Genomic DNA, 26,530 nt, shown 5'->3' with positions numbered 1-26,530 from the left:
TGCGTTGCTACCATTGGGGCACCATCCTCAAGGAACCGGGAAGCACCCATGAGTTCGCAAGGCAACAGTGGAAGCGTCCCAGGCGTTTCCATGCAGCATCAGATCCAGTCCCCGTGGTTGTTCCCCGCTGAAGAGGTGGCAGCGGCGCTGGACACAGACCCGGATGCCGGGCTAGACGCCGGCGAAGTCCGGGACCGGCTGGACCGTTACGGGCCGAACCAGCTCGCCGAGGGCAAAAAGGTACCGGTGTGGCGGAAGATCCTGGCCCTGCTCTCGGACCGGTTGACCATCGTCCTGATCATCGCCGCGGTTGTCAGTGCCGTGGTCTCGCGCGAGTGGGAAACCCCGGTGGTGATCCTGCTGGTCATCATCCTCAACACCACCCTGAACTACGTGCAGGAGCAACGGGCCGAGAACAGCCTGGAAGCCCTGCGCAATGCATCGGTGGACAGTTGCCGCGTGCTGCGGTCCGGCAACGCGGCAACAGTGGAGCGCACGGAGCTGGTGCCCGGCGACGTTGTGCTCCTTGAAGCGGGGGACAGTGTGCCGGCGGACGGACGGCTGCTGGAAGCCGTGCGCCTGCAGGTGGCCGAGGCTGCGCTCACCGGCGAGTCCAAGCCCACCAATAAGATTGTCGCTCCGCTGTCGGATCCGCAGCTGCCGGTCGCGGACCGCACCAACCTGCTTTTTATGGACACCGATGTGACCCGCGGGCGCGGCGTGCTGCTGGTCACGGGGACCGGCATGGAAACCCAGATCGGCACCATCGCGCATTTGCTGGGCAGTACGGCGGAGGAAAAGACCACCCTGCAGCGCAGCATCGACCAGCTGGCACGTGTCCTGACCTACATCGCCTTCGCCGTCGTCACCCTCGTGTTCGTACTGGGGCTGCTGCGCGGGGACAGCTGGGAAGACCTGTTCCTGACCGCCGTCTCACTGGCCGTGGCCACCATTCCCGAGGGGCTGACCGCCGTCGTGGCCTTCACCCTCGCCATGGGTGCCTCCCGGCTTGCCGCACGCGGGGCGATCATCAAGCAGCTGGCAGCCGTGGAGACCCTCGGCAGCACTTCGCAGATCTGCACGGACAAGACCGGCACGCTTACCCTCAATGAAATGACGGTACGGCGGTTGTACTCGCCCGCGGGCCGCCGGTTCCGGGTGACCGGGAACGGCTATTCCACGGACGGAAAGATCCTCAGCCCCGACGGGCAGTCCGCCCCCTTGCCACCGGAGGCGTTTATGGCCATGGCGCTGTGCAACGACGCCTCTGTCGAGGACGGCAGGCTGACCGGCGACCCGACCGAGGGCTCCCTCGTGGTCCTGGCGGAAAAGGGCGGGATCGACGTCGCCGGCGCCCGGGCCACCCACCGGCGCATCGCCGAGGTGCCGTTCGACTCCGACTACAAGTTCATGGCCACGTTCAACCGCTCGGACGACGCCGGGGCCGCCGTGCACTGCAACGTCAAGGGGGCGCCCGGCGTGGTCCTGGACCGGACGGCGTTCCTGCAGACCCCGGACGGCCTGGTTCCGCTGGACCCGGAGGAACGGGCGCGCATCTCCCGCGACGTGGAGTCCCTGGCCAACGCCGGCCTGCGGACCATGGCGGTAGCCGGGCGGGTACTGGATGCACCGCTGCCGTCCAGCCCGGATGCGCTGTTTGCCGAGGCTGCCAACCTGGTGCTGTACGCCGTCGTCGGGATCCTGGATCCGCCCCGGCAGGAGGCAGCCGAAGCCATTGCCCGCGCGCGGGCCGCCGGGATCGACGTGCACATGATCACCGGGGACCATCTGATCACGGCCTCGGCGATTGCCAGGGACCTCGGGATCGAGGGCAGGGCCGCAGCCGGCACGGCACTCGATGCCATGGATGATGCTGAACTGCGCAGGCAGGCTCCGCAGCTGGGGGTGCTGGCCCGGGTTTCCCCCGAACACAAGATCCGGATTGTGGAGGCACTTCAGGCGGACGGCTACATAGTGGCCATGACCGGCGACGGCGTGAATGACGCTCCGGCGCTGAAACGCGCCGACATCGGGATTGCCATGGGCATCACCGGCACCGATGTGTCCAAGGGCGCGGCCAAGATGATCCTCACCGATGACAACTTCGCCACCATTGTGGCGGCTGTCGAAGAAGGCCGCGGCATCTACGACAACATCCTGAAATTCGTCCGGTTCCAGCTGACCACCGCCTGGGGGTTCGTGCTGATCTTCCTCGCGGCCGCAACCTTCGGCTTCGCCGGCGGGGCGCCCTTCACCGCGCTGCAGATCCTGTGGGTGAACATCATCATGGACGGTCCGCCCGCCTTGGCCCTCGGCGTGGACCGGACCGATCCGGACGTGATGAAAAAGCCGCCCCGGCCGGCCACCGAGCCCCTGCTTACGGCCCGGCGGATCGCGGTGCTGACAATGCTCGGCATCGTGATGGCGGTGGGCACCTGTACCGTCCTGGTCAATGCGCCGCGGTGGTTCCCCGAAAGCGCCGGCAGTACCAACTTCGCCACCACCATGGCCTTTACCACCTTCGTGTTCTACCAGGTGTTCAACCTGTTGAACGTCCGCTCGGAAACCGGCAGCATCTTCACGCTGCGGACCTTCACCAACCGCGCCATCTGGGTGTCCCTCGTCGCAGTGGTGGTGCTGCAGATCCTGGTGGTGCAGCTGAGCATCTTCGCGGGAATCTTCGACACGGTGCCGCTGACCTCAGCGCAGTGGTTCCTCTGCTTCGCCGTCGGCGCGACCGTCCTGGTGGTCTCCGAGATCGGCAAGGCGGTGCAGCGGCTGTCCGCCCGCCGTCGTCGGCCGGGGCCTGCGGCTGTGCCGAAGTCCTACCAGGGGGAGGGCTTGTAGTCCTTGAGGAAGACGCCGTACTGGTCTTCGCCGTTTTCGCCCATCACGATCGGGTCGTAGACGCGGGCCGCGCCGTCGACCAGGTCCAGCGGCGCGTGGAAGCCTTCCTCAGCCAACCGCACCTTCGTGGGGTGGGGACGCTCGTCGGTGATCCAGCCGGTGTCCACGGCCGTCATGAGGATCCCGTCCGTTTCCAGCATTTCCTCGGCGCTGGTACGCGTGAGCATATTCAGCGATGCCTTGGCCATGTTGGTATGCGGATGTCCGGGCCCCTTGTAACGGCGGGAGAACTGTCCTTCCATGGCTGACACGTTCACGATGTACTTCCGCCGTGCCGAAGACGCGGCCATCGCGGGGCGGAGCCGGTTGACGAGCAGGAACGGTGCCGTGACGTTGCACAGCTGCACCTCGAGCATCTCCAGCGGGTCCACTTGGTCCACCACCTGCGTCCAGCTGTTAATCGGCGCCGTGTCCGGTACCAGCCCGCCGGCGTCGATCGCCGTTCCGGCCTCCATCCGCGCCAGCGACGAAGATCCGGCGGTGAGTGCCAGGGCAGTGACGGCGTCTGCTGCCAGCACCGGATGCGCGGCGACTGACCCGGCCAGCGCCGTGGGATGCGCGTCGTAGGTGTGCCCGAAGGTGACCAGCTCGGGCATGGGGCCGTCCGGCAACGGCGCCAGTTCGGCGTCGGTCAGCGGGCGGTAGGCGTTGGAGGACCGCCGGACGGTCTGGGCGGCATTGTTGATCAGGATGTCCAGGGGACCGGCCTCCGCCACGGACTCGGCAAGCGAGATGACCTGGGCCGGGTCGCGCAGGTCGATGCCGACAATGCGCAGCCGGTGCAGCCAGTCCGCCGAGTCTTCCATCGCGGCGAAACGGCGGGCAGCGTCCTTCGGGAAGCGGGTGGTGATGGTGGTGTGCGCACCGTCGCGCAGGAGCCGCAGGGCGATATACATGCCGATCTTCGCGCGGCCGCCGGTCAGCAGTGCCCGCCTGCCGGTCAGGTCGGTGCGGGCGCCCCGTTTGGTGTGGCTGAAGCCCGCGCATTCGGGGCAGAGCTGGTGGTAGAACGCATCCACCACGGTGTAGGGCTGCTTGCAGATGTAGCAGTTGCGCGGCTTGAGCAGCGTGCCGGCGGACGGTCCGTGCGCCGCGGTGGTGAGCTGCGCCCCGCGGGTCTCATCGTCAATCCGGTCAGCGGCGCCCGTGGCCGTGAGGGCGACGACGGCGCGGTCCGCCTCTGCAACGGCGGAGCGCTTTTCGTTCTTCCGGTGCTTCTTCACGGACTTGAACATCTTGGCGGTGGCCCGCCGGACCGCGACGTAGTCGGGGTTTTCTTCATCCAGGACATGGATGGAAGCCAGGACCTTCAGGGCTGTCTGGATTTCTTCCGGGCTTAGTTCAGGGGTGCTCATGGGGGCCTTTACGCTCATCGGCACCGGAGGATCCACAGTGCAGGCGCACCATGTGCGCCCTCCGAGGATACCGGACAAGACAGCAGGCACCCGTATCGAGGGCGGGGGCACCGGGATATCTCACACCCGGCGCCCCGCCCCTGACCGTTTAGTTCTCCGGGACGCGCTGTCCCTTGCTGAGCACGGTGAGGCCGGACTCGGTCACGGTGAACCCGCGGCTGAGGTCCAGTTCCCGGTCCACGCCCACGGTGGCGCCGGCGGGGATGCGCACGTTCTTGTCGATAATCGCCCTTCGGACCACCGCGCCCTCACCCACGTGCACCTTGTCCATCAGCACCGAGTCGGTCACCTCGGCGTTGGAGGCCACGTAGACGTCCTGCGCCAGCACGGAACCGGTCACTGTGCCGCCGGAGATCACGGTGCCGTCGGACACGATCGAGTCGATGGCGGATCCGGCCTGGTCGGAAGCGCTGCGGACGAACTTGGCGGGCGGGGAAATGCTCTGCCGCGTGTAGATGGGCCACTTCAGGTTGTACAGGTTGAACGCCGGCAGCGGCGAAATCAGGTCCATGTTGGCGTCGTAGTAGGAATCCAGGGTGCCGACGTCGCGCCAGTACTGGTGGTCGCTGCCGGTGGCGCCGGGAATGATGTTCCGGGTGAAGTCGTAAACGGCAGCGTCGCCGCGTTCGACGAAGTAGGGAATGATGTCCCCGCCCATGTCGTGCTTGGTGACCAGGCGTTCCTCGTCCCACTCCAGCGCCGAGACCAGGGCGTCGGTGTTGAAGACGTAGTTGCCCATGGAGGCCAGGAAGCTGCCGGGATCATCGGGCAGCCCGGGGGTGGTCTCCGGCTTTTCCACGAACGCAGCGATGCGCTCCGGGTTTTCGGAATCGGTTTCGATCACGCCGAACTGGTCCGCCAGGTGCAGCGGCTGCCGCACTGCGGCTACGCTGACCGACGCGCCGGAGGCAATGTGCGCCTCTACCATCTGGGAGAAGTCCATGCGGTACACGTGGTCGGCGCCGATGACGACGACGATGTCCGGCTGGGCGTCCTCAATCAGGTTCATGGACTGGTAGATGGCGTTCGCGCTGCCCAGGAACCAGCTCTTGCCCACTCGCTGCTGCGCGGGCACGGAAGCTACATAATTCTGCAGCTGGGTGGAAAGCCGCCAGGTTTCAGAAATATGCCGATCCAGGCTGTGGGATTTGTACTGGGTCAGGACCACGATCTGCAGGTAGCCGGAGTTCACCAGGTTTGAAAGTGCGAAGTCGATGAGGCGGTAACGTCCGGCAAAGGGAACCGCCGGTTTAGCCCGATCTGCTGTGAGCGGCATTAGCCGTTTACCCTCGCCGCCCGCGAGAACTACTGCCAGGACCTTCTTAGGCGCCATTGTCTTGAACCTCTTCCGAAAATAAGTCTACTGACTTCAGACTAGATCACTGGTTGCCCGGTGCACTACGTTGGTTTAGTGCGAGTAGATATTGTGTCGAAGGAATTCCCGCCGGAAATCTACGGAGGAGCAGGCGTTCATGTTGCCGAGCTCAGCCGGGTCCTGGCCGGAGAAGTAGATCTCCATGTGCATTGTTTCGGTGCCCCGCGCCCCGAAGATTTCCACGGAGCCAAAGTAAAAAGTTATGCAGTGCCGGCGGAACTCCAGTCCGCGAATCCTGCCGTGCAGACCCTCGGGACGGACCTCGAAATCCTCGGCGGACTGGCCGGCGCGGACCTGGTCCATTCACATACCTGGTATGCCAATATGGCCGGCCACCTGGGATCGCTGCTGCACGGCGTTCCGCACGTGCTCAGCGCCCACAGCCTGGAGCCGCTGCGTCCGTGGAAGGCCGAGCAGCTCGGCGGGGGATACGCCGTCTCCTCCTGGGTGGAGAAAACCGCCTACGAGGCAGCCGCAGCCATCATCGCCGTCTCCGAGGGCATGCGCCAGGACATCCTGCGCAGCTACCCCGATGTGGACCCGGGCCGGGTTCGGGTAGTCCACAACGGCATCGATGTGCAGCAGTGGCAGCCGGACATGGACCCCGACGGCGTCCGTGCCTTCGACATTGATCCGGATCGTCCCAGCGTGGTCTTCGTCGGCCGCAACACCCGCCAGAAGGGTGTGCCCTACCTGCTGCGCGCTGCGGCGCTGCTGCCGCCGGAGGTCCAGCTGGTGCTGTGCCTCGGCGCAGCTGACACGCCTGAACTGGCTGCGGAAACCGCCGTGCTGATCGAGGAACTGCGGCGCACCCGCACCGGCGTCGTGGTGATTGAGCGTATGCTGCCGCGCGCCGAGCTGATCAAGGTCCTCTCCATCGCCACCGTGTTCGCCTGCCCGTCGGTCTACGAGCCGCTGGGCATCGTGAACCTCGAGGCAATGGCCTGCGGCACCGCCGTCGTCGCCAGCGCCACCGGAGGTATCCCCGAAGTCGTCGATACCGGCGTCACCGGGCTGCTGGTGCCCATTGAGCAGGTCTCCGACGGGACCGGCACGCCGCTGGACCCGGAGAAATTCGTGCGGGACTTCGCTGCTGCGCTGACCGAAGTGGTCACGGATCCGGAGCTGGCCCGGCGGATGGGCGAGGCAGGCCGGATCCGGGCCACCGAGCGGTTCTCCTGGGAATCCATCGCCGAGGAGACCCTCGCGGTGTACCGCTCCGTCCTGGCCTAGGCCGGGGGATCCGAACGCCGAAAGGCGCCGTCGCAGCTGCGACGGCGCCTTTTGGCTGTACCGGTGCGCAACCTCCGCCGCACAGGGTCCCACTGTTTGGTGCTCCTGTGAACGCTGTGACACCAGGAGGCAACACAGGCCCCACCTACTGGGACGCTGTGCGGACGCTCAGCCCCGGGCCCAGGCCGGAACGCAGAAAGGGCGCCACCGCACAGTGCGTGCGACGGCGCCCTTTCGGCTTTCAGAGACCGGGAAGACCCCGAGGGACCCCTACTTCCGGCCGGACTTCTTCTGCTCGGCCTTCCGGCGGGCAATCAGGACCTTTTCGTCCACCGGCGCGGCGCCGCTGGCACGCAGCAGGCGCTGGTACTCCATCGCCTCGTCCTGGCGGACCTTCTCTGCGCCCGAGGCAATCTTGGCCCGCAGGTGCTCCTGGCCGTAGCCGAACGAGTCGACCAGGTCCAGGGCGTGCGGACGGATCTTGGCCAGCAGGCGGTTGATGTACGGGCCCAGGGTGCGGGCACGCTGTGCGGACAGGCGCCCGTTCATGAGGTACCAGCCCACGTTCTTTTCAATCAGGCACAGCCCGAACAGGTCGCGGACCCACGTCATGACCTGCCGCGTGCCGGCGTCCTCGATCCGGTCCAGCCCCCGGGTGAAGGCCTCCCACTGGAGCAGTTCTGCGTGGGCACGCGCGGCTTCGATCAGGGCGTGCTGGTTCTCGTTGAACACGGCCGCGCCCTTGTCCTTCGGCAGCCCGCGGGCTTCCTTGAGTGCAGTGGCCACTTCCGCCACCATGGTGCCCACGCGGTCCGCCAGCAGGTCATGCTGGGTGCGCGGATCGCGCAGGGCGATGGCGGATTTCTTCTCCGAGCCGGAGTCACGGAAGGACTGGGCAATCCTGCGCAGGCCGGTGCGGTGCAGGGTCACGTCCGTGGCCTGTCCCACCACGTAGCGGGCAAGCACGCCGAAGTCCGCCCCGGCGAATTCCTTGGCGTAATCAGCCAGCAGGCGCTTGGCAACCAACTGCAGCAGCACCGTGTTGTCACCCTCGAAGGTGGCATAGATATCCAGGTCCGCGCGCAGGGCGGTGAACCGGTTCTCGGCCAGGAACCCGGCGCCGCCGGTGGCTTCCCGGCATTCCTGCAGTGTGTCCAGGGCGTGCCAGGTGGACAGGGACTTCAGGCCCGCGGCAAGGGTTTCCAGGTCCTGGCGGTCTGCGTCGGTGTCATGCGCACCGGAGAAGACGTCGTCGAACTTATGCAGCAGTTCCTCGTGGGCGAAGGCGGCAGCGAACGTGGTGGCCAGCAGGGGGAGCAGCCGGCGCTGGTGCTGCTGGTAGTCCATCAGCACCTCTTCCTTGATGTCGGAAGCACCGTTGAACTGTCGGCGCTCGGTGCCGTACTGGATGGCCGTCTTCAGCGCCAGCTTGCTCGCGTTGACCGCTGCGCCGTCGAGCGAAACGCGGCCCTGCACCAGGGTGCCGATCATGGTGAAGAAGCGGCGGCCGGGGCTCTCGATATCGGACGTGTAGGTGCCGTCCGCGGCGACGTCGCCGTACTTGTTGAGCAGGTTGGTCCGGGGGATGCGCACGTTGGAGAAGTGCAGCCGGCCGTTGTCGATGCCGTTCAGCCCGCCCTTGATGCCGTCATCCTCACCGCCGATGCCGGGCAGGAACCCGTTGTCGTCGCGAAGCTCCACATAGAACGCGTGCACTCCGTGGTCCACACCCTGGGTGATGAGGTGGGCGAAGACGACGGCGGCCTTGCCGTTGACGGCGCCGTTGCCGATGTAGTCCTTCCAGGCGGCACGGAAGGGGGTGTTGATGATGAATTCTTCGGATGCGGGGTCATACTCCGCGGTGGTGGCGATGCTGGCAACGTCGGAACCGTGGCCGGTCTCCGTCATCGCGAAGCAGCCCGGGGTCTCCAGGCTCATGATGCCGGGCAGCCACTTTTCGTGGTGCTCCCGGTTGCCCAGGTGCATCACCGCGGAGCCGAAGAGACCCCACTGGACGCCGGCCTTGATCTGCAGGGACGGATCGGCCACTACGAGTTCGGTGAAGCCCGCGACGTTTGCGCCGTGGCTGTCTTCGCCGCCCACGTACTTGGGGAACGCGCCGTGGACGGACTTGCTCTCCACCAGGATCTTCAGCTGGTCCATGACCCGCTCACGGTGCTCGGTGTACGTCAGCCCCGCGGGCGTCTGCATGGCTTCCATGCCGGCGATTTTGCGGGCCGCGAGCCGCTTCTCGGCCCATTTGCCGAGCAGGACCCGGCCGAGCGACTCAACGTCCACGACGGCGGCATCATTGTCGCTGATCGTGGCGCTGGCCGGGAGCTGCCGTTCGGTGGGGGAAAGTGTTTGCGTCATTGCGTTTCCTTCTCGTGGGTGGAGGGAGTAGCTGGAGGGGTCGGGAGCGGATGCCCCCGGTCGTAGCCGATGCCGTCAAAGAGCCAGGCGGTCAGCTGGTCGGTCATTTGTTCTTCGGTCGGCTTCCCGGGGCCGGGGGGAGCGGCAATCCAGCGCTCACCGGCTGCCCGGATCATCCCGAGTGCCGCCGTGGGCCAGTACTGCGCGGTAGCGCTGGCCTCGGGCGGAACCTCCCGGCCTGCCAGGTAGTGGCGCATGGCCGAGTCCATCATTGCGGTGATGGTTTCGAAGAAGGAGGAGAGGGTGCTGTCAATCTGTCCCGGTCCGCCGTCGGCCAGCTGGCCGGTCACGAACAGGTAGACGTTGGGGGAGGTTTCGGCCATCTGCAGGTAAGCGGAGACCATGGCACGCAGGCCCGATCTGGCGGACGGGGCGGTACGGCCTGCATCCAGGATCTTTTCCTGCATCCGGGCCACCGCCATTTCGCCCATGGCCTTCTGCAGTCCGGCCTTATCCCCGAAGTAGCGGTAGAACACGGACTTCGATGTTCCGGAAGCTGCTGCGATCTCTTCCATCGACGCCGCGCAGCCCAGGGTGTGGACGGCCCGGCGTGCCGTCTTGATGAGGGTACGACGGCGCTCGGCCCGGTGCGCTTCCCAGCGGAGGGCGCGGCCGTCCGCGGCCGGGGACGGCGCGGAAGGATCTTCCAGTACGTTGTTCACGATACTGAGCGTATCAGGTACGCTGGGTTACAGTAACTGGCGTCACACCAACCCCCATGGACTCCCAAGGAGAACGACGAATGGCTGCACAGCCTGAACCCGCACGAGCTACACCCACGAACAACGGCGCCGGGTCTTCGGTGCGCAAGGCGGTTGTGATCGGCGGAAACCGCATTCCCTTCGCCCGCTCCGGCGGCAAGTACACCTACAGCTCCAACCAGGACATGCTCACGGCGGCCCTCGACGGGCTGATTGCGCGTTTCGGCCTGCAGGGCGAGCGGATCGGCGAAGTAGCCGGCGGAGCCGTCCTCAAGCACTCCCGCGACTTCAACCTGACCCGAGAGGCGGTCCTGGGCTCGGCACTGTCGCCGGAAACCCCTGCCTATGACGTGCAGCAGGCCTGTGCCACGGGCCTTGAGACGGTGGTCAGCCTGGCGAACAAGATCAAGCTGGGACAGCTTGAATCCGCCATTGCCGGCGGCGTCGACTCCGCCTCGGACGCACCCATCGCCGTGAGCGAAGGCCTCCGCCGTGCGCTGCTGGACCTCTCCCGCGCCCGGACCACCAAGCAGAAGCTGGCTGCAGTCGCCAAGATCCGCCCCAAGGACCTGTCCCCGAATGCCCCGTCCACCGGCGAACCGCGCACCGGACTGTCCATGGGCGAGCACCAGGCCCTGACCACCGCCCAGTGGAAGATCACCCGCGAAGCCCAGGACGAGCTGGCCTACAACAGCCACCGCAACATGGCCGCCGCCTACGACCGCGGTTTCTTCGATGACCTCGTCACCCCGTACCGCGGCCTGGCAAAGGACGCCAACCTGCGTCCCGACACCACCATGGAAAAGCTTGCCAAGCTCAAGCCCGCCTTCGGCAAGTCCCTGGGCGATGACGCCACCATGACCGCCGGCAACTCCACCCCGCTGACCGACGGCGCTTCCGTGGTGCTGCTGGGCTCCGAGGACTACGCCCGCGAACACGACCTGCCGATGCTGGCGAACATCGTGGACGCCGAAGCCGGCGCCGTCGACTTCGTGCACGGCAAGGACGGGCTGCTGATGGCCCCGGCCTTCGCCGTTCCCCGCCTGCTGGCCCGCCACAACCTGACCTTCGATGACTTCGATTTCTTCGAAATCCACGAGGCCTTCGCCGGAACCGTCCTCTCCACCCTGGCCGCCTGGGAGGACGAGGAATTCTGCCGGACCCGCCTGGGCCTGGACGCCCCGCTGGGCAGCATTGACCGCAGCAAGCTCAACGTCAACGGTTCCTCGCTGGCCGCCGGCCATCCGTTCGCCGCCACCGGCGGACGCATTGTCGCCTCGCTGGCCAAGATGCTGCACGAAAAGGGTTCGGGCCGCGGCCTGATCTCCATCTGCGCTGCCGGCGGCCAGGGCCTCGTCGCGATCCTTGAGGCACGCTGACCATGAGCGACACTTACCTGAACCTCGTCAACAGCGGTTTCACCAAGGAACTGTCCAAGAAGCTCGGCCTGCCCCGACCGGCCATCCTGCGGCGTTTCGACCCGGCCAAGCCCCTGGTTCCGGGCCCGGTCCTCGTGCTCGGCAAGAGCGCTGCCGCCGATGACCTCTCCCTCCTGCTCCTTGGCTGGGACCAGGACGTCCGCCGGCACGCCACGCCCAAGGAAAAGCTCGGCGCCATCCTGATCGTGCTCGACGACGCCGCGGCGCCGACGGACCTGGGCGAACCTACCCTGGCCGCCGGCGCAGCCCTGCGGGACCTCGCTCCCGGCGGACGGGTCATCACCGTTTCCCGGCCCGCCGCGGAAGCCCAGGACCCGGCAGCCGCAGCGGCCCGCCAGGGTGTCGACGGCACGCTGCGCTCCATTGCGCACGAACTGCGCGGCGGTGCGACGGCCAACGGCATCGTGCTGGCCAACGGCGTCCAGGCAACCGCGCCCTCGGTGGCAGCCGCACTGCGGTTCCTGCTCTCGGGCAAGAGCGCCTACGTCAGCGGCCAGTTCATCACCGTCGGTTCCGACGCCGGTGAACTTCCGGCGGACTGGAACGCGCCTCTCGCCGGCAAGGTCGCCGTGGTAACCGGTGCCGCCCGCGGCATCGGTGCTGCCATCGCCCGCGTGCTGCACCGCGACGGCGCATCCGTGATCGTGGTGGACGTGCCGGCCGCAGGGGAGCAGCTGGCGAAGGTGGCCAACGAAATCTCCGGTACCGCGCTCCAGGTCGATATCACCCGCGAGGACGCCGCAGACCGCATCCTCACCCACGCCGTCGAACGCTACGGGCACCTGGACATCGTGATCCACAACGCCGGTATCACCCGCGACAAGCTGCTGGCCAACATGGACGAAGCCCGCTGGGGCTCGGTCATCGCCGTCAACATTGCCTCCCAGCTGCGGATGAACGAAACCTTCCTCGCCTCGGCCGGCTTCAGCCCGGAAGGCCGCATCGTCTCGCTGGCCTCCACCAGCGGCATTGCCGGCAACCGCGGCCAGACCAACTACGCAGCCTCCAAGGGCGGCGTCATCGGCATGGTCCGCGCCACCGCACCGCTGCTGGCACCGCGCGGCGGCTCGATCAACGCCGTCGCGCCGGGCTTCATTGAAACCGACATGACCGCTGCCATTCCAGCACTTACCCGGCAGGTAGCCCGCCGGCTGTCCAGCCTGCAGCAGGGCGGCCTGCCCGTGGATGTGGCCGAAACCATTTCCTTCCTCGCCTCCGACTCCGCGGCCGGCGTCAACGGCCAGGTAGTGCGGGTCTGCGGTCAGAACATGGTGGGCGCATGACCGACACCCAGCTGAGCGAGATTCCCACGCTCGGGCGGCTTTACGCAGGTGCGGTGGGGAGCGCAGCGAAGTCGCGCCTGTCACCGTCGAAGGCCGCGGGGACGCTGACGGCGGACCGGCACGTGGTCCGCGGCGCGTCCGTGGACCTGGCCCGGCTCACCGATTTCCAACGCCTGGTCCAGCACAGCGCCAGCGACTACCTGCCCACCGGATACGTGCACACCTTCGCGTTCCCGGTGGCCATGAGCCTGATGGCGCGCGAGGACTTCCCGCTGCCCCTGCTGGGCATGGTGCACCTGCGCAATGAGGTGCAGCATCTGCGGCCGATCCACTACGGCGAAGCGCTGACGGTGACGGCCTGGGCCGAGAACCTCGCCGGGCACCGTGCCGGCACCCAGGTGGAACTCGTCGCGGAGGTCTCTGTCGAGGCCGGCGGCAGCCCGGAAACCGTTTGGCGGGGCCGGTCCACCTATCTGGCCAAGGGCGTCTTCCTGCCGAAGTTCGACCGCCCGGACAAGTCTGCGGTGCGCGCGGAATTCGTTCCTCCGCTCCCGACGGCGCTGTGGCGCCTGGGCGCCGACGCCGGACGCAACTACGCCCGGGTCTCCGGCGACTTCAACCCCATCCACCTGAGCCGCCTGTCGGCGAAGGCACTGGGCATGAAGCAGTCCCTGGCCCACGGCATGTACCTGGCCTCCAGGGTGGTCGCGGATACCGTGCAGAGCCACGAGGGCCCGTTCCAGTGGAGCATCGACTTCGAGGCTCCGGTGTTCCTGCCGGCCACCGTGGCCGTGGCCATCTCGGATGACCAGACGCCCGAGGGTTGGGCCGGTTCCACCTTCACGGGCTGGAATCCGCGTTCGCAGCGCCGGCACTTCACCGGTTCGGTGGCTCCGCTGGATCCGGACGGTGCGGGCTCCAACGGATTTGGCGCCGCAACCCGGGCCTGAGCACACCTCAGTCAAAGCCCGTCCGCCTCCGGCAGCGCCCGGCAGCGGACGGGCTTCGATGCGCCCTGATGCTAAGGTTCCCTCATGATTGATGCTGCCGGCCTGCTGGTTGCCGCCAAGGAACTCGACGCCGCCGACCCCCTCGCGGGCTACCGGGACCGGTTCCTGCCGGCAGAGGGAGTCCGGGCGTATCTGGACGGAAATTCGCTGGGCCGCCCGCTCCGCGCCACCGCCGAAAACCTGCAGGACTTCATCTCCCGCCAGTGGGGCGGACGGCTGATCCGAGGCTGGGACGAGCAGTGGCTCGAGCTGCCCGGCCGGATCGGCGACACACTCGGCGAGGTGGCGCTCGGCGCCGCCCCCGGACAGTGCATCGTGGCGGATTCCACCACTGTGCTGCTCTACAAACTGGCCCGCGCCGCCGTCGCCGCCCGCCCCGGCCGGTCCGAGATCCTGCTCGATGCCGACAATTTCCCGACGGACCGGTACGTCCTGGAAGGCGTGGCCCGCGAATGCGGGCTGACCCTGCGCTGGGTGTCAGCCGACTACGCCGGCGGAGTGAGCGCCGAAGCGGTGGCGGACGCCGTCGGCCCGCAGACGGCGCTGGCCGTATTCAGCCACGTGGCCTACCGCTCCGGCTACCTTGCCGATTCAGCGGCAATCAACCAGATTGTGCACGACGCCGGCGGGCTGGTCCTGTGGGACCTGTGCCATTCGGTGGGCGCCGTACCGGCCGAGCTGGATGCCGAGGGCGCGGACTACGCCGTCGGCTGCAGCTACAAGTACCTCAACGGCGGGCCGGGCGCGCCGGCCTGGGCCTACGTGGCCGCCCGCCACCAGTCGGACTTCTCCCAGCCCATCCAGGGCTGGCTGGGTTCCAGTGACCCGTTCGGCATGGCGCAGGGCTATGTTCCGGCCGAGGGCATCCGCCGCCTGGTCTCGGGCACCCCTCCCATCCTGGGCATGCTCGCCATGCAGGACATGATTGCCCTGATCCGGGAGGCCGGCATGGACGCCGTCCGCGCGAAGTCGCAGGCGCTTACCGAGTACGCCGTGGCAGCTGTGGACGCGCTGCTGGCGCCGCGCGGCGTCGTGCTGGCCTCGCCGCGCGATCCGGAGCGCCGCGGCAGCCACATCACCGTCGACCATCCGAAGTTCAAAGCGGTGACCGCTGCGCTCTGGGAGCGGGGAATCATTCCGGACTACCGCAATCCGGACGGCATCCGGCTGGGCCTGTCGCCCCTGTCCACGTCCTTCGTGGAGACCTTCACCGGAATCGAAGCGGTGCTGGCCGAGCTCCAGGGCTAGCCAGGCCTCACGCCTGGCCGGCTTTGACCGCAAGGACCGGGCAGGAAGCCTCCAGCAGCACACGCTGGGAAGTGCTGCCCAGGAAAAGCTTGCCCACCGGCGTCCGGTGCCGGATCCCCAGCACCACCAGGCGGGCACCGTGGTCCTGGGCAGCCTTCAGGATTTCCTCGGACGCATCAAAATCCCCCGTAGGGTGAAGCAGGACGTGGGAAACCCCGCTGCCCTCCAGGACACCGGTCAGCGTCTGCAGATAGTCCGGGGTATGTTCCGGCCGCGGCTTGCGCGTGCTCTCCACATTGACCACCACGAGTCCGGTGGCCAGGTCCCGGGCCGCGCGGAGCGCAGCTCGCAGCGCTGTTTCCCCCTCCGGCGTGGGGACGTATCCGACGACGACGCTCATGGCTTCCTTCTTCCTGCCTGCTTCATCGCTGGCACTCAACTCAGCTGCGTGGGGTCGCTGAAACGGGTTTTACGCGCCTTGACCGCCCGGTTCCAGATCCAGGTGAGGACCCACAGCACCAGTCCGAGCAGCAGCAGCAACCCGGCAATCCGGTACTCGATGGCGTCCTGCGCCCAAGGACCAAGCAGGAAGGCGCAGGTTGCGGCACCGATGAAGGGCATGATGCCGGGGGAGCGGAAGTGCGGCCGGTCCACCGGTGTTCGGCGCAGGACGATGCACGCGATGTTCACCACCGTGAAGACGGCCAGCAGGAGGAGCGCGGTGGTTCCGCCAAGCGCCGTCACAGTTTCCCGGCCCATGAAGTTGGTGACCACGATGATCAGGCCCGCTGCGATGGCCGTCGTGAAGACGATGGATGCCCAGGGAGTGCGGCGCCCGGGGAGGACGGCGGACAGTGCGCGGGGCAGGACGTCCTGCTTCGCCATGCCGTAGAGCAGGCGGCTGGCCATCAGCATGTTGATCAGGGCGGTATTGGCCACGGCAAAGATGGACAGGAAAGGATAGATGGTGTCCACGGGGAGGTTGGGGGCGCCGGCGCGCACCACTTCCAACAGCGGGGTGGCGGATTCGGACAGTTGGCCCACCGGCACCACAGCCACGGCTGCGATGGACACCAGGAGATAGACGGAGACCGTGATGGTCAAGCCGGTCAGCATGACCTTCGGGAAAATCCGGGACGGGTCGCGGGTCTCTTCCGCCATGTTCACCGAGTCTTCAAAACCGACCATGGAGAAGAAGGCCAGGGCGGTGGCGCCGGTAAGGGCCAGGAACACGCTCTTGCCGGTTTCGGTTTCAAACACGACCACCCGGGAGAAGTCCGCGTTGCCCTGGCTCATGGCCCAGAACCCGATGGCGATCACGATCAGGAGCCCGGTCAGCTCAATGGCCGTCAGGACGATGTTGAACTTCACGCTTTCTGCGGCACCCCGCAGGTTGACCACGGCCAGCAGCAGCATGAAGGTGACAGCGACCGCCGTGACCCCGGTCTGCCCCCACTCGAGCTGGAATCCGACTATGAAGTTCTCGGCAAGGAATTTCGACGCCGTGGACGCGGAAGTAATCCCGGAGCAGAGCACCCCGAAGGTCACGAGGAAGGTCAGGAAATGCACCCCGAAGGCCTTATGCGTGTAGAGGGCCGCACCGGCGGCCTGCGGATACTTCGTCACCAGTTCCAGGTAGGACAAGGCAGTAATCGTCGCCACCGCGAAGGCGAGCAGGATCGGCGCCCAGGCTGCGCCTCCGATCTCTCCGGCCACCTGTCCGGTCAGGGCATAGACGCCGGTGCCCAGGATGTCGCCGACAATAAAGAGCAGCAACAGCTTGGTGCCCATGACCCGCTTGAGCTCGGGCTGGACGGTTTCCGCCTTGATGTCAGCCATGGCTGTCCTTCCGGACGTTCAGGGATGCCGCGTTGGTCGGTATTCTGCGCGGTGCCGCCGTCTTTAGGCAATGGGCTGCGCTGACGGTTTACCCGGGTGCCGCGGGAATTACCCGGACTGCACCGATCCGCCGTCCCCGCACGCCGAGTACCTCGAGCCGGCAGTCCGGACCCTGCACCGTGTCGCCGGGCCGGGCCATCCGGCCCAGCTGCTCCAGGATGTACCCGGCCACCGTTTCATACTGGCCCTCGGGGAGGCCCACACCTGTCAGCCGTTCGAACTCCTGCAGGATGAGTGCACCGTCCACCACCAGCTGTCCCTTTTCCCTGCGGTAACGGTCCTCGGGGTCCCGGCCCGTGTCGTACTCGTCGTAGATTTCACCGACCAGTTCCTCCACCAGGTCTTCCAGCGTGACAATGCCGTCAGTGCCGCCGTATTCATCCGCCACTATCGCGATATGGCTGTTCTCCCGGCGCATCCTGCCCAGGGACGGCAGGACTGCTGCGGTCCCCGGCAGGAACAGCACGGGCCGCAGGATGTCGGCTACGGTGCGTTCATCCGGACCGGCCACGTCCGGGTCCGGCATCAGGTCCCGGACGTGGATGAAGCCCAGGACGTCGTCCACCGATGCACCGGTTACCGGGTACCGGGAATAGGGCAGGTTCCGTACCCGGCGCCGGGCTTCTTCCAGCGGAAGGTCCGCCCGGATGAACACCACTTCGGTCCGGGGACGCATCACCTCCTGCACCAGTCTGGTGCGTGCTCCGAAGACGTCAGAGAGGATCCGGCGGCTGTCGTCGGCCAGCATGGGGCTTGCCGCCACCATGTCCCAGAGTTCCTGGCTGCTGACCGGCACGGTCTTTACATTTGGATTTCCGCCCAGCAAACGCACCACGGAATCGGTCGAGAAGGACAGGAGCCGGATGGCGGGGCGCATCAGTACCGCAAACACGCTCAGTGCGGGGGAGAGGATCCGGGCGTAGAGGACGGCATTCTGCATGGCCAGCCGCTTGGGCACCAGTTCCGAGAACACCAGGGACAGGTAAGCCACAACGAGGGTCAGCAGGATGAACGCCGTTGCCTCCGCCGCGGACCCGGGCAGCCCCCACTGCCGCAGCAGCGGAACAGCCGCCGGTGCCAGGGCCGAGGCACCGTAGGCGGCCGAAAAGAAGCCGGTCAGGGTCACGCCGATCTGAACGGCAGACAGGAAGAGGTTGGGGTTGCGGGCCAGTTGGGCGGTGCGCCTGCCCTGCTTTCCGCTACGCTCCATGCCGCTGATCTGGCTCTCGCGGAGCGAGACCAGCGCCATCTCCGTGCCGGCGAAGATCCCGCCCAGCAGGATGAAGAAAACCACGAGCAGGAGATTGAAAACCACGCCGCCGTCCATACCCAGAGGGTACCGGTGCACGGCGGCGCATTGACCCCCCTCCGCCGGGGGGAAGAAAATGGGACGGTAACAGTCTGTTCCGACACAGCTGCGGCCGGCCGCCAGGCCGGGCGCAGAGCGTACCAGTGAAAGCGGTCGGCACCATGAGCACTGTCCCACACCCCGCAGCGACCTCCGGCTGGACCAACTGGATCCGTTTTGCCGGCGTCATCCTGCTTGTGAACGGAATCTTCAGCGTTGTGGTGGCCCTCGCCGCGCTGGTCGGGTCCAACACCTACTACGCGGTGGTGGAGGGCGACCTGCTGCTCTTTGATACCACCGGCTGGGGCTGGTGGAACATGGTCCTCGGCATTTTCCTGATTGCCACCGCCTTCGGGCTGTTCGCCTCCGCTACATGGGCCCAGGTTGTCGGAGTGGTGCTGGCTGTGCTCAGCGCCGTCGTGCAGCTGCTGCTGGTGCCCGTCCAGCCTTGGTGGTCCCTGATCGTTATCTCCATTGACGTCTTGATCATCTACGCGCTTGTTGCGCACGGCCATGAGCACCGGGCGGCACCTGCGCCTCCGCGTTAGTCCGGCTCACAGCTGCAACAGGTTATAGCCGGCCAGGAACACCCCGATCGCCAGTGCTGCCGCCGCGGTAATGCTGCGGCCCTTGCGCTGCAGCCAGGCGGACAGGGCCGCCAGCTGGGTCCGGGAACGGTCAGGGGAGCGCAGCCAGGTGGTGATCGGTACGACGACGGCGGACTGGGCCACCACGGCATACGCCAGGACCAGTACGGTGGCTTCCACGGGCGGCAGGTTCCGCACGCCGATCAGCGCTCCGGCGCTTACCGCGAGCAGTACCGCCTTCGGCCGCAGGTTCATGCCCGCACCCAGGGCGGCGAACTCCCAGACCCGTGCGGACTCCAACCTCGTCCGGAGCTTCTCCACCCTGCCGGTGCGGACCTTTGGTTTTGTCCGGAACAGGTAGAGCGCGTAAATGACCAGTGCGGCGCCGGCCAGGATGCCGAGGAACGCCGGAAACGCCACCTGGTCCAGGGTCGGCCGTGCCGGCAGGAAACGCAGGCCTGCCGCCGACAAGCCGACCACTGCGATCGATCCGGCAAGGCTGCCGGACAGGAACGGCAGCGCACCCCGCCGAGGCGTGGGAGAGAGCAGAATCATGATCGTGATGCTGACCGGCACCGAGCTCAGCGCCCCGGCAAGGGCAAAGGACACCAGGCTGGCGACGATGCTCAGCACGGAGCACCGCCCCGGGCGGGAAGTGCAGGTGTGCAAACGGCCGGCGCAGGCACCCCGTCACGCCGCAGGCGCATCACCGCGGCGGGGACGGCCCGCGCCACGGCGCGCCCGGATTGCTGCGTCTTCCTGCGCCAGGAGGGGATCCAGGTCCTTCCGGTCTCCGGTGGCGGCCCGCCACCAGGACAGGGACGGATCGGAGTCCAAAAGAATGGTCCGGGTGAGCAGGGTCAGGGGAACTGCGAGGATGGCGCCGACCGGGCCCAGGACCACGGCCCAGAACAGGACCGAGATGAAGGTCAGTGTCTCGCTGAGGTTCACCGCGTTGCCCACGTACCTGGGCTGCACGATTGACTGGACCACGGCGTTGATTCCGCCGAAGACAATAACCACAACGGCCACGGTCGGCCAGCCGCCGGTGAGGTACCCGAAGAACAGCGGCGGAACGATGGCAATGAAGTATCCGACGTTCGGAATGAAGCTGCAGATGAATGAGAGCAGGCCCCAAAGCAGCGCCCCCGGCACATCGAGGATCACGAGGACCAGCCAGTTGAACAGCCCCTGGGCCACCCCCAGGACGGTGGTGGCGACCATGTAGCGGCGGACACCGGATGCGAAGTCTTCCAGCGCTGAAACCAGTGCAGGCCGGTGGGCCCTCAAATGGATCAGCAGTGCCGGGGTCCTGGATCCGTCGACGGCCATCAGGATCAGCAGGGTCAGGATAATGACCAGGGCGGTGACCAGGTTCGTAACATTTCCCAGCAGTCCGCTGACGAAGCCGATCAGGCGGCCGGGGTTGAAGCTGTCCTCGACGGCCTGCACCTGTTCCGCGCCGAATCCTGCCGCTGTCAGCAGGCTGGAGATGGAGGCCCCGGCCTGGGCGATCTGCGGAGCGAACTGGGGCAGCAGCGCGGAGAACTGCGCCAGTGCAGCTACCAGGACGGCGGCGAAACCCGCCAGCAGGGCGAAAACGGCAGCGATTGCGCTTCCGGTGGCAAGGCCCCGGGGAATGCCGCGCCGCTGCAGCCACTGCCGCAGCGGATGTACGCAGAGGGTCAGCACCAGGGCAAGAAAGGCGGGGGTGAAAATCCCGCTGACGGCGGCAAGGCCGAAAGCGGCAATCGCCGCCCCGGCCAGGGTGAGCAGGATGACGGCGCTGCGTGGAAAAGCTGGAACCGCAGCGGCCGGACCGGTTTCCGCTGTGCCTGCTGCCATAGCGGTCCTCCTTTTGCCTTGACACAGTCTAGGCAGCGCTGAGGGCCGGCCAGAAGGGACGCGGCGGTTTTCCGGCCACGCCGCACAGAGGTGGTTATTGTCACACTCGGCGGCGGGATCCGGACAAACAAAAAAGTCCTCCCGGAATCCGTAGATTCCAGGAGGACTTCACTGTGCGCGGAGGGGGACTTGAACCCCCACCCTCGTTAGAGGACTAGCACCTCAAGCTAGCGCGTCTGCCATTCCGCCACCCGCGCTTGGGTGATCTCCACAGGCTCTTCAGTTGTTCAAAAGCTGTGGAAGCAACGGGAAAAACTCTAACACGGTTTAGGCGTGAACCACGAATCGGCCCAAGCCGGGGGCCCGTTGGCGTTCCGTTGCCCGGAAATACGGCCCATCCTCCCGTTGCTCTGGCTAAGCTGGCTGCACAGTTCATCGAAGGAGAAGCCCCATGCCTACAGACGTCCGAGCCGAGCAGCCCCGCGCCGAAGACGAGGTGGCCCGGATCTGCCAGGAGCTCATCCGTTTCGACACCTCCAACTTCGGCGACAACTCCGGCCCGGGGGAGCGTGCCGCCGCGGAGTACACCGCCGGACTGATCGAAGAAGCCGGGTTGTCCGCGGATCTCTTCGAGTCTGCCCCCGGACGCGCCTCCGTGGTCACGCGGATGGAGGGCACCGATTCCTCCCTGCCCGCCCTCGTGGTCCACGGCCACCTTGACGTGGTTCCGGCGCGGAAAGAGGACTGGACCGTGGACCCGTTCAGCGGCGAGGAACGCGACGGCCTGATCTGGGGCCGCGGGGCCGTGGACATGAAGGACATGGATGCCATGATCCTGTCCGTGATGCGTTCCATGGCCCACACCGGAACACGTCCGCGGCGGGACATTGTCTTCGCGTTCTTCGCCGACGAAGAAGCCGGAGGCGACTACGGCGCACGCTGGGCCGTGGAACACCGCCCGGAACTGTTCGACGGCGCCACGGAGGCCATCTCCGAGGTGGGCGGATTCTCGGCCACCATCGGCGGGAAGCGGACGTATCTGCTGCAGACAGCGGAAAAGGGCATCTCCTGGCTGCGGCTGGTCGCCCACGGCCGTGCCGGGCACGGTTCCCAGATCAACACCGACAACGCGGTCACCCGGCTGGCCCGCGCCGTCGCCAATATCGGCAGCCATCCCTGGCCCATCGAACTGACGGACACTACCCGTGCCTTCCTGGACGGCGTCACCGAACTCACCGGCGTCGAGTTCGATCCGGAGAACCCGGACCGGATCCTCGCCGAACTGGGCACCGTTGCCCGGTTTGTAGGCGCCACCCTGCAGAACACCTCCAACCCGACCGTGTTGAAGGCCGGGTACAAACACAACGTCATCCCCGGCACCGCCGAGGCCCTGATCGATGCCCGGACCCTGCCCGGGCAGGAGGAACAGGTGCTGGCCACTATCCGGGAACTTGCCGGCGAAGGCATCGACATCAGCTACGAGCACCAGGACGTGTCCCTCGAAGTGCCGTTCAAGGGCAACCTGGTCGACTCGATGATCTCCGCCCTTCAGGCAGAGGATCCGGGGGCTCCGGTGCTGCCCTACACGCTTTCGGGCGGCACGGACAACAAGTCCCTCAGCCGGCTGGGCATCACCGGGTACGGCTTCGCCCCGCTGCGCCTGCCTGAGGACCTGGACTTCACCGGCATGTTCCACGGCGTCGATGAACGGGTTCCGGTGGACTCCCTGAAGTTCGGCAGCCGGGTCCTGTCCCGACTGCTGACCGATTACTGATCCCTTCCCCGCCTTTCGAAGGAGAACACCTTGCCGGCCCCCGCCGATATCCTCACCCCGGAGCTGCTGGAGCGCCTGCGCTCCCGTGCCGCAGGCTATGACGAAACCAACAGCTTCTTCACCCAGGACCTGGAAGACCTGCGCGCCGCGGGCTACCTCGCCCTGTTCACCTCCAAGGATGAGGGCGGGGCCGGATTGGGAATTCCCGACGTCGTCTCCTGCCAGCGGCTCCTGGCAGCCGCCGCCCCGGCGACGGCACTGGCAGTGAACATGCACCTGGTCTGGTGCGGCGTCGCGCATCTGCTCAAGCTGGCGGGAGACCACTCGCTGGACTTCGTCCTTCGAGAGGCGGCGGCGGGCGAGCTGTTTGCCTTCGGGGTGTCCGAGCCCGGGAACCCCGCCGTGCTCTTCGATTCGCACACCGCGGCCCGTCCGACGGGCGACGGCGGCTACGCCTTCACCGGCACCAAGATCTTCACCAGCCTGTCCCCGGCATGGACCCGGCTGGGAATCTTCGGGAAGGACTCGTCGGACCCGGAGGAGCCGCGGCTGGTCTTCGGATTTGCCGACCGCGGAACCGGGGGCATCACCATCGCGGATGACTGGGACACCATGGGCATGCGGGCCAGCCAATCCTGCACCACCCGCCTGGACAACGCAGTGGTGCCGGCGGCACGGATGGTCCGCTCGACGCCGGTGGGGCCGCACCGCGATGCCTTTGTCTTCGGAATTTTCGCCTTGTTCGAGACCCTGCTGTCCGCCGTCTATACGGGCATCGGGGACCGCGCCGTGGAGTTGGCCGTCGAGGCCGCCTCCGGCCGTGTCTGGCGCGAGGGCGCTCCGGCGTCGTCGGACCCCGCTACCCGTTGGAAGATTGCCGACGCCGCGCTCCGGATGGACGGCGTCCATCTGCAGCTCGGGGCTGTGGCACGGGATCTCGAGGACGGTACCGACCACGGCGACTACTGGTTCCCGCTGCTTTCCGGCTTGAAGTACCGGACCACCGAAACGGCGCGCGGCGTGGTGGAGACCGCGGTCCGAGTTGCGGGCGGGCGCAGCTATTTCCGGGGCTCCGAGCTGGAACGGCTCTACAGGGACGTCCTCGCCGGGATGTTCCACCCCTCAAGCGAGGATTCGGTGCACGGCAGCGTGGCCAACGCGGTCCTGGGTCCGGTGGAATAAGGCCCGGTGGAGTAAGGAAGGCCGGAGGCTAGGCGGTCCGCTGGACGCGGAGGACTCTTCGGCGCAGCCAGAACCGCCGTCCGCCGCCGCTGTAAATGCGGCTGCGGTGCAGTTCCCACTTGCCGTATTCTGCGTGCTCGACGAGGCGGCGCCTGGCGTCGGGCAGCGATTCGTTCGGGTCCACCGACACCACCAGGTACTCGTAGTCCCGGGAATTTTCGCGCCGGCGGGAGACATCGGGTGCAAGAATTTGTTCGCGCATTTCCCTCCAATTTTCCCTACTTTACCGATAACGTCTAGGTCATGAGCATAGATCCGCGCGTCGCGCTCCAGTCCCTTGTCACTGCGTTCGAGGAACACCTCGCGGCTGCGGCCGCACGGCGCGGTGAAAAGGATCCGATGGTCGAAAGCGCGTACCTGGCCATTGCCGATGCCTTCGAAGTCTATGAGGAAGTGCTTTACGACGCCTACGGCGAAGTGACACCGCTGGAGATCTACGAAGACGATGAGGACGAAGGCGACTACGACGAGGTGGACGAGGTGGACGAAGTCCTGGAGGATCCGGGCTCCGGAGACCAGGACAACGGCAACCCGCTGGGACGCTCAGCCAACCGGTAGCGGTCACCCAGGGTGAACGGCTGCGTCGCAGGAGTCAATTAGAGTCTTAGGTGTGAATTGGTTTGAAGCGATCTTCCTTGGCCTGATCCAGGGCTTGACAGAGTTCCTCCCCATCTCCTCCAGCGCACACCTGCGCATCGTGGGGGAGTTGCTGCCCGGAGCCCAGGACCCGGGAGCGGCCTTTACCGCCATTACCCAGCTCGGCACGGAAACCGCCGTCGCGGTGTATTTCTGGAAGGACATCGTCCGGATCATCAAGTCCTGGTTCGGCTCCCTGTTCGGCCGGGTACCGCGCAATGATCCGGATGCCCGCATGGGCTGGCTGATCATCATCGGCACCATCCCCATCGTGGTCCTGGGCCTGCTCTTCCAGGACCAGATCGAAAGCACCTTCCGCAGTCTCTGGATTGTCGCCACCATGCTGATTGTCTTCGGCATCATCCTGGCGGTGGCTGACACGGTCGGCCGCCAGCAGCGCAAACTGGACCAGCTCACCTATCGGCACGGCATCCTGTACGGCTTTGCCCAGGCCCTGGCACTGATTCCCGGCGTTTCCCGGTCAGGCGGCACCATTACCGCGGGCCTGCTCATGGGCTACACCCGAGAGGCGGCCGCCCGGTATGCCTTCCTGCTGGCCATTCCCGCGGTGTTCGGCAGCGGGCTGTTCCAGCTGGTCAAGTCGCTGGACGAGCCCATGCCCTACACCGCCCTGCAGACCGGCGCCGCTACGGTGGTCGCCTTCGTTGTGGGCTTCATCATCATCGGCTGGTTCCTGCGTTACGTCTCCACCCGCAGCTACCGCCTCTTCGTCTGGTACCGCATCCTCCTCGGCATCTGCATCTACCTCCTGCTGGGCTTCGGCGTCCTTACCGCCTAGCCGTGCCCGTTAGAGTGGAGGGGTGATTGCCTGGAAATCTTCCTCCCTGCCCTCCCTGCCCGGAAAGTCGGACGACGTCCGGCTCTATGACACGGCCGCACAGGCCCGGGTGACCGTGCGTCCCGGCGGCGAAGCGAGCATGTACGTCTGCGGAATCACTCCGTACGACGCCACGCACATGGGCCACGCCTCCACCTACGTGGCGTTCGACCTGCTCAACCGCCAGTGGCGCGACGCCGGGCACACCGTCCGGTACGTCCAGAACGTCACCGACGTCGATGATCCGCTGCTCGAGCGCGCCAACGCCACCGGTGCGGACTGGCGGGAACTCGCACAGGAACAGACCCAGCTTTTCCGTGACGACATGGAGGCCTTGAACGTCCTGGCCCCGGACCACTACATCGGTGCCGTAGAGGCAGTGGAGTGGATCGTGCCGGTGGTGGAGGACCTGATGGACCGCGGCCTGGCCTACCGGGTTGCCGGCACCGGCGCAGAGCCCGACGGCGACCTCTATTTCGACGTCGAGGCCGCTTCCCGCCTGGCCGAAGATGATCCGGATGCCTGGTGGCTGGGACAGGTTTCGCACCTGACCCGGGAACAGATGCTCCCGGTCTTCGCAGAGCGCGGGGGAGACCCGGAGCGTCCCGGCAAGCGGAACGCCCTGGACCCGCTGCTGTGGCGCATGGCCCGTACCGGCGAACCGTCCTGGGACGGCGGCCGGCTCGGCACCGGACGTCCGGGCTGGCACATTGAGTGCTCCGTCATCGCCCAGCGCTTCCTGCCCCGCCCTTTCACGGTGCAGGCCGGCGGTTCGGACCTGGTCTTCCCGCACCACGAAATGAGTGCCGGACACGCCTTTGCCTGCGAGGGCACACCTCTGGCCTCGCACTACGCCCATGCCGGCATGGTGGGACTGGACGGCGAGAAAATGAGCAAGTCCCTGGGCAACCTGGTCCTGGTTTCCCGGCTGCGCGCCGAGGGAGTGGAGCCGTCGGCCATCCGCCTGGTGCTGCTGTCCCACCACTACCGCACGGATTGGTTCTGGACCTCCGACCAGCTGCGCGGGGCCGAGGAACGCCTGGTGGCGTGGCGGAAGGCCCTCCAGTTCACGAATGACGACGACGCCGCCGCACTCCTGGCCCAGATCCGCGGCGCGCTGGCTGATGACCTGGATGCTCCGGCCGCATTGCAGGCCGTCGATGCCTGGGCCGGTGCAGCAGTCCGCAGCGAATCGGCGGGAAGCCAGGCCGGCGCCGAACTCGTCTGCGCCTCACTGAATGCCCTGCTCGGACTCCAGCTCTAGGCGGAACGCCGAACCGCATCCGGCACGGGAACGCCGGCCGCACCCATTGGGTA

The 26,530-nt window shown here is 66.8% G+C and carries 22 protein-coding genes and 1 tRNA gene; 12 read left to right on the top strand and 11 right to left on the bottom strand.

The features are described from left to right. Positions 1 to 90: 90 nt before the first annotated feature. Entirely contained in the window at positions 91 to 2,847 is a 2,757-nt protein-coding gene (locus tag LJ760_RS08265) for a cation-translocating P-type ATPase (RefSeq protein ID WP_227921641.1), read from the top strand. Here the strand turns inward: LJ760_RS08265 and LJ760_RS08260 are convergent. Continuing rightward, positions 2,826 to 4,262, bottom strand: a complete 1,437-nt coding sequence (locus LJ760_RS08260) for an SDR family oxidoreductase (protein WP_227921639.1) — start codon at positions 4,260 to 4,262, stop codon at positions 2,826 to 2,828. The two genes, LJ760_RS08265 and LJ760_RS08260, sit on opposite strands and share 22 nt — an antisense overlap. A 148-nt stretch (positions 4,263 to 4,410) precedes the next feature. Beyond that, positions 4,411 to 5,655: a glucose-1-phosphate adenylyltransferase gene (gene glgC, locus LJ760_RS08255; protein ID WP_308036379.1), complete on the bottom strand. Its 1,245-nt coding sequence runs from the start codon at positions 5,653 to 5,655 to the stop codon at positions 4,411 to 4,413. Positions 5,656 to 5,733: 78 nt separating this feature from the next. On the opposite strand from glgC, the gene glgA reads away from it, so the two are divergent. Further along, positions 5,734 to 6,930, top strand: coding sequence for a glycogen synthase (gene glgA / locus LJ760_RS08250; RefSeq protein ID WP_227921637.1), 1,197 nt, complete (start codon positions 5,734 to 5,736; stop codon positions 6,928 to 6,930). 270 nt (positions 6,931 to 7,200) lie between these two features. Here the strand turns inward: glgA and LJ760_RS08245 are convergent, their stop codons facing one another. After that, positions 7,201 to 9,303, bottom strand: a complete 2,103-nt coding sequence (locus tag LJ760_RS08245) for an acyl-CoA dehydrogenase family protein (protein WP_227921635.1) — start codon at positions 9,301 to 9,303, stop codon at positions 7,201 to 7,203. Beyond that, a complete protein-coding gene (locus LJ760_RS08240; protein ID WP_331460714.1) occupies positions 9,300 to 10,025 on the bottom strand; it encodes a TetR/AcrR family transcriptional regulator in 726 nt (241 codons plus the stop codon). Before LJ760_RS08240 ends, LJ760_RS08245 begins: the two co-directional genes overlap by 4 nt. Before the next feature lie 80 nt (positions 10,026 to 10,105). Here LJ760_RS08240 and LJ760_RS08235 point away from each other — a divergent pair, with 80 nt between their 5' ends. The 4 genes from LJ760_RS08235 to LJ760_RS08220 all read left to right on the top strand — a co-directional run bounded on the left by LJ760_RS08235 (position 10,106) and on the right by LJ760_RS08220 (position 15,044). Then, the gene (locus LJ760_RS08235) at positions 10,106 to 11,443 is read left to right on the top strand and encodes an acetyl-CoA C-acetyltransferase (protein ID WP_227921632.1); all 1,338 of its coding nucleotides are present in this window, start codon (positions 10,106 to 10,108) and stop codon (positions 11,441 to 11,443) included. A 2-nt stretch (positions 11,444 to 11,445) separates the two neighbouring features. Continuing rightward, positions 11,446 to 12,786 carry a 3-oxoacyl-ACP reductase gene (locus LJ760_RS08230; RefSeq protein WP_227921630.1) on the top strand — a complete coding sequence of 447 codons (1,341 nt, stop codon included), beginning with the start codon at positions 11,446 to 11,448 and terminating at the stop codon, positions 12,784 to 12,786. Further along, positions 12,783 to 13,736: a MaoC family dehydratase gene (locus LJ760_RS08225; protein WP_227921627.1), complete on the top strand. Its 954-nt coding sequence runs from the start codon at positions 12,783 to 12,785 to the stop codon at positions 13,734 to 13,736. The genes LJ760_RS08230 and LJ760_RS08225 overlap by 4 nt, the downstream gene beginning before the upstream one ends. A gap of 84 nt (positions 13,737 to 13,820) precedes the next feature. Beyond that, positions 13,821 to 15,044, top strand: coding sequence for a kynureninase (locus LJ760_RS08220; protein WP_227921625.1), 1,224 nt, complete (start codon positions 13,821 to 13,823; stop codon positions 15,042 to 15,044). Positions 15,045 to 15,051: 7 nt separating this feature from the next. On the opposite strand, the gene LJ760_RS08215 is transcribed toward LJ760_RS08220, so the two are convergent. The 3 genes from LJ760_RS08215 to LJ760_RS08205 all read right to left on the bottom strand — a co-directional run bounded on the left by LJ760_RS08215 (position 15,052) and on the right by LJ760_RS08205 (position 18,270). Continuing rightward, on the bottom strand, positions 15,052 to 15,483 hold the full coding sequence (locus LJ760_RS08215) for a universal stress protein (RefSeq protein ID WP_227921623.1): 432 nt from the start codon (positions 15,481 to 15,483) through the stop codon (positions 15,052 to 15,054). Continuing rightward, complete coding sequence (locus tag LJ760_RS08210) at positions 15,480 to 16,883, bottom strand: APC family permease (protein ID WP_227921622.1); 1,404 nt, start codon at positions 16,881 to 16,883, stop codon at positions 15,480 to 15,482. The genes LJ760_RS08215 and LJ760_RS08210 overlap by 4 nt, the downstream gene beginning before the upstream one ends. Before the next feature lie 88 nt (positions 16,884 to 16,971). Further along, positions 16,972 to 18,270 carry a hemolysin family protein gene (locus LJ760_RS08205; RefSeq protein ID WP_227921621.1) on the bottom strand — a complete coding sequence of 433 codons (1,299 nt, stop codon included), beginning with the start codon at positions 18,268 to 18,270 and terminating at the stop codon, positions 16,972 to 16,974. A gap of 143 nt (positions 18,271 to 18,413) precedes the next feature. Here LJ760_RS08205 and LJ760_RS08200 point away from each other — a divergent pair, with 143 nt between their 5' ends. Continuing rightward, entirely contained in the window at positions 18,414 to 18,839 is a 426-nt protein-coding gene (locus tag LJ760_RS08200; protein WP_227921620.1) for a DUF7144 family membrane protein, read from the top strand. Positions 18,840 to 18,845: 6 nt separating this feature from the next. On the opposite strand, the gene LJ760_RS08195 is transcribed toward LJ760_RS08200, so the two are convergent. The 3 genes from LJ760_RS08195 to LJ760_RS08185 form a co-directional block, all read right to left on the bottom strand. Further along, positions 18,846 to 19,511: a GAP family protein gene (locus tag LJ760_RS08195; protein ID WP_227921619.1), complete on the bottom strand. Its 666-nt coding sequence runs from the start codon at positions 19,509 to 19,511 to the stop codon at positions 18,846 to 18,848. A gap of 57 nt (positions 19,512 to 19,568) precedes the next feature. Next, positions 19,569 to 20,723 carry an AI-2E family transporter gene (locus LJ760_RS08190; protein WP_227921617.1) on the bottom strand — a complete coding sequence of 385 codons (1,155 nt, stop codon included), beginning with the start codon at positions 20,721 to 20,723 and terminating at the stop codon, positions 19,569 to 19,571. Positions 20,724 to 20,897: 174 nt separating this feature from the next. Next, positions 20,898 to 20,980 (bottom strand) — tRNA-Leu (locus LJ760_RS08185). A 194-nt stretch (positions 20,981 to 21,174) separates the two neighbouring features. Between LJ760_RS08185 and LJ760_RS08180 the strand changes: the two genes are divergently transcribed. Together LJ760_RS08180 and LJ760_RS08175 are read left to right on the top strand one after the other, a co-directional pair. After that, positions 21,175 to 22,497, top strand: coding sequence for a M20/M25/M40 family metallo-hydrolase (locus tag LJ760_RS08180; RefSeq protein ID WP_227921615.1), 1,323 nt, complete (start codon positions 21,175 to 21,177; stop codon positions 22,495 to 22,497). Positions 22,498 to 22,527: 30 nt separating this feature from the next. Beyond that, a complete protein-coding gene (locus LJ760_RS08175; RefSeq protein ID WP_227921612.1) occupies positions 22,528 to 23,679 on the top strand; it encodes an acyl-CoA dehydrogenase family protein in 1,152 nt (383 codons plus the stop codon). Positions 23,680 to 23,707: 28 nt separating this feature from the next. On the opposite strand, the gene LJ760_RS08170 is transcribed toward LJ760_RS08175, so the two are convergent. Beyond that, positions 23,708 to 23,941 carry a DUF5703 family protein gene (locus LJ760_RS08170; protein ID WP_227921610.1) on the bottom strand — a complete coding sequence of 78 codons (234 nt, stop codon included), beginning with the start codon at positions 23,939 to 23,941 and terminating at the stop codon, positions 23,708 to 23,710. Between the two features lie 41 nt (positions 23,942 to 23,982). On the opposite strand from LJ760_RS08170, the gene LJ760_RS08165 reads away from it, so the two are divergent. The 3 genes from LJ760_RS08165 to mshC are packed head-to-tail and all read left to right on the top strand — an operon-like array spanning position 23,983 to position 26,477. Continuing rightward, the gene (locus tag LJ760_RS08165) at positions 23,983 to 24,297 is read left to right on the top strand and encodes a hypothetical protein (protein ID WP_227921608.1); all 315 of its coding nucleotides are present in this window, start codon (positions 23,983 to 23,985) and stop codon (positions 24,295 to 24,297) included. A gap of 52 nt (positions 24,298 to 24,349) precedes the next feature. Beyond that, the gene (locus LJ760_RS08160) at positions 24,350 to 25,174 is read left to right on the top strand and encodes an undecaprenyl-diphosphate phosphatase (RefSeq protein WP_227921605.1); all 825 of its coding nucleotides are present in this window, start codon (positions 24,350 to 24,352) and stop codon (positions 25,172 to 25,174) included. A gap of 22 nt (positions 25,175 to 25,196) precedes the next feature. Beyond that, positions 25,197 to 26,477, top strand: coding sequence for a cysteine--1-D-myo-inosityl 2-amino-2-deoxy-alpha-D-glucopyranoside ligase (gene mshC / locus LJ760_RS08155; RefSeq protein WP_227921603.1), 1,281 nt, complete (start codon positions 25,197 to 25,199; stop codon positions 26,475 to 26,477). Positions 26,478 to 26,530 lie beyond the last annotated feature (53 nt).

Origin of the sequence: Arthrobacter sp. zg-Y895 (assembly GCF_020731025.1) — a bacterium.
Classification (GTDB): Bacteria; Actinomycetota; Actinomycetes; order Actinomycetales; family Micrococcaceae; genus Arthrobacter_B.
This window is presented reverse-complemented; position numbering and strand designations above follow the sequence as displayed.

Bases quoted from the DNA above. Each gene is read 5' to 3' on its own strand.
- LJ760_RS08205 (WP_227921621.1), bottom strand. From the start codon at position 18,270: ATGGACGGCGGCGTGGTTTTCAATCTCCTGCTCGTGGTTTTCTTCATC.
- LJ760_RS08245 (WP_227921635.1), bottom strand. From the start codon at position 9,303: ATGACGCAAACACTTTCCCCCACCGAACGGCAGCTCCCGGCCAGCGCC.
- LJ760_RS08165 (WP_227921608.1), top strand. From the start codon at position 23,983: ATGAGCATAGATCCGCGCGTCGCGCTCCAGTCCCTTGTCACTGCGTTC.
- LJ760_RS08265 (WP_227921641.1), top strand. From the start codon at position 91: ATGCAGCATCAGATCCAGTCCCCGTGGTTGTTCCCCGCTGAAGAGGTG.
- LJ760_RS08190 (WP_227921617.1), bottom strand. From the start codon at position 20,723: ATGGCAGCAGGCACAGCGGAAACCGGTCCGGCCGCTGCGGTTCCAGCT.
- LJ760_RS08200 (WP_227921620.1), top strand. From the start codon at position 18,414: ATGAGCACTGTCCCACACCCCGCAGCGACCTCCGGCTGGACCAACTGG.
- LJ760_RS08210 (WP_227921622.1), bottom strand. From the start codon at position 16,883: ATGGCTGACATCAAGGCGGAAACCGTCCAGCCCGAGCTCAAGCGGGTC.
- LJ760_RS08260 (WP_227921639.1), bottom strand. From the start codon at position 4,262: ATGAGCACCCCTGAACTAAGCCCGGAAGAAATCCAGACAGCCCTGAAG.
- glgC (WP_308036379.1), bottom strand. From the start codon at position 5,655: ATGGCGCCTAAGAAGGTCCTGGCAGTAGTTCTCGCGGGCGGCGAGGGT.
- LJ760_RS08230 (WP_227921630.1), top strand. From the start codon at position 11,446: ATGAGCGACACTTACCTGAACCTCGTCAACAGCGGTTTCACCAAGGAA.
- LJ760_RS08225 (WP_227921627.1), top strand. From the start codon at position 12,783: ATGACCGACACCCAGCTGAGCGAGATTCCCACGCTCGGGCGGCTTTAC.
- LJ760_RS08220 (WP_227921625.1), top strand. From the start codon at position 13,821: ATGATTGATGCTGCCGGCCTGCTGGTTGCCGCCAAGGAACTCGACGCC.
- LJ760_RS08235 (WP_227921632.1), top strand. From the start codon at position 10,106: ATGGCTGCACAGCCTGAACCCGCACGAGCTACACCCACGAACAACGGC.
- LJ760_RS08180 (WP_227921615.1), top strand. From the start codon at position 21,175: ATGCCTACAGACGTCCGAGCCGAGCAGCCCCGCGCCGAAGACGAGGTG.
- LJ760_RS08170 (WP_227921610.1), bottom strand. From the start codon at position 23,941: ATGCGCGAACAAATTCTTGCACCCGATGTCTCCCGCCGGCGCGAAAAT.